2 protein-coding genes are annotated in these 1,317 nt (G+C 56.9%); one reads left to right on the top strand and one right to left on the bottom strand.

Annotated elements, in window-relative coordinates; all coding sequences use genetic code 11:
- The first annotated feature begins 11 nt into the window (after positions 1-11).
- Entirely contained in the window at positions 12-152 is a 141-nt protein-coding gene (locus A39O_RS38195; protein ID WP_322786441.1) for a family 1 glycosylhydrolase, read from the top strand.
- 83 nt (positions 153-235) lie between these two features.
- Here the strand turns inward: A39O_RS38195 and A39O_RS0109440 are convergent, their stop codons facing one another.
- Positions 236-1,093 carry a hypothetical protein gene (locus A39O_RS0109440; RefSeq protein WP_020504405.1) on the bottom strand — a complete coding sequence of 286 codons (858 nt, stop codon included), beginning with the start codon at positions 1,091-1,093 and terminating at the stop codon, positions 236-238.
- Positions 1,094-1,317 lie beyond the last annotated feature (224 nt).

Genomic DNA, 1,317 nt, shown 5'->3' on the forward strand with positions numbered 1-1,317 from the left:
TCGCCTGGTCATTGCTCGACAACTTCGAGTGGTCACTCGGCTATGCCAAACGCTTCGGGCTCGTCCACGTCGATTTCGCCACCCAGCAGCGGACCATCAAGGCCAGTGCGCGCTTCTACCGCGCATTCATCCAGGCGCAGCGCGATACGTAAGGGCCGCTAACGTTTGAGCTCACCTGCGTGCGTCAGACGGCGAAGCCGGCTGGTGAACGTCAGGTGGAGCGAAGGGTTAGCCGTCACTTTGGTGGTTGGATGGAAAAAATGGTTCGCTTTGCCCATGTCCACAGGTACGGGTCAAGAACGTAGACGCGCCACCAGCGTTGGCCGTCTTTGGCAGCTATCCGCGCCCTCTCTTCGTCGGTGATCGGCGCTGTCAGTCGCGAGCCTGCATCCTTTTGCAGCGCTAGATGGATCGGCCACCACTCCTGGTAAAATTGGTGTTCCAGCTTGTATAGAAGACCAGCAACAGAGGCAACCCACAAGCTGGTCAGCAGGAGGAACATCAGAAGGAACTTCGCAAGCTGACCCCCAACGGGGAGCCCAGCCTTCAGGCTAACAATGAGTGTAACAAGCGAGACAACGAAGGCAAACTTGATAAAGCTCTGACTCTTCTCCCAGAGCCCCGAGTCGCTCATCTGCGGAAGACCCTTGGACTCAGGTTTTGCGCTGACGAGAGCTAAGGAGTACGCATCGTCTAGGCTTCGCGAGGCGGGATACGTACGAAGCAAAAGCAAGCATTCGTCCTCTGACATTGATTCCGCGATGAGGAGTCCTGGTTGGACGGACAGATGCGGTGGGAGGTTACTAACCGCATCGGTCATGGGGCTGTTCAAGAGATACATGAATCCCACAAAGGCCACGACGGAGATGACCGGAACCAACTTGGTGAGGCCGTAGGGTTCAAGAAGTCCGCGCGCGGCTTCAATCTTCAGTCCGTACTCTCGCGCCCGTGCAACCCACTGACGCAGGGCATCGAGAGTCCCGTCCGGATGCAGGTAGCGTGAAATCACGTATGCGATACAGCAAAGCACCAAAGGCGGCCACGCAAAGAACCAAACATCCTGTATCGCGTTAGTCAGGTCGCTGAACTGCATGGCACCCCCAGGAGGTTCTGCTCGTGATAGCTAACGTGGAGCCCAAGGCGGCGCGCGCCACCCACGGAGCCTGCAAATCAGATCGAACCGTGATGGCGTGCGCTCGCTCTTTGGGTGTTCGTTAGGCATTTCTGAATTCGTAATTGAGCCTGGCCCCTTTTTCGCCTTTTTCGCGGAGCCTGGCCAGAATGGCACGAAGATAAGCCGAGAGCATCTTTAAATCA

The sequence above is a fragment of the Lamprocystis purpurea DSM 4197 genome, from assembly GCF_000379525.1.
GTDB lineage: Bacteria > Pseudomonadota > Gammaproteobacteria > Chromatiales > Chromatiaceae > Thiodictyon > Thiodictyon purpureum.